This is a genomic window from Cohnella baijiui, from assembly GCF_020731285.1.
GTDB lineage: Bacteria > Bacillota > Bacilli > Paenibacillales > Paenibacillaceae > Cohnella.
Genome location: NZ_JAJFOW010000358.1, coordinates 1 through 234, shown reverse-complemented (window position 1 = coordinate 234; position 234 = coordinate 1). Strand labels below are relative to the sequence as shown.

The following is a 234-nucleotide window of genomic DNA, read 5'->3' as shown; positions in this document are numbered from 1 at the left end:
CCTGTAATGGTTACATCAGCGCCGCCAGCTTTTACAACCTTTGCAAGATACGCTGTTTTTGCTTCTAAGTGAAGAGAAATAGCGACTTTTAAGCCTTTAAACGGCTGCTCCTTTTCAAATTGTTCACGAATGCGGTTTAACACCGGCATATGTTCTTTAACCCAGTCAATTTTGAGATGTCCATTCGGCGCAAGACTCATGTCACGCACGATGCTTTTTTCCGTTGTATTCAAA

The 234-nt window shown here is 42.3% G+C and carries 1 protein-coding gene; it reads right to left on the bottom strand.

Annotation, left to right across the window (positions count from 1 at the left end; translation table 11 throughout):
• On the bottom strand, positions 1 to 233 hold a 233-nt coding region (locus LKX83_RS32955; RefSeq protein WP_227887504.1), incomplete at its 3' end, for an adenosylhomocysteinase.
• Position 234: the final 1 nt, after the last annotated feature.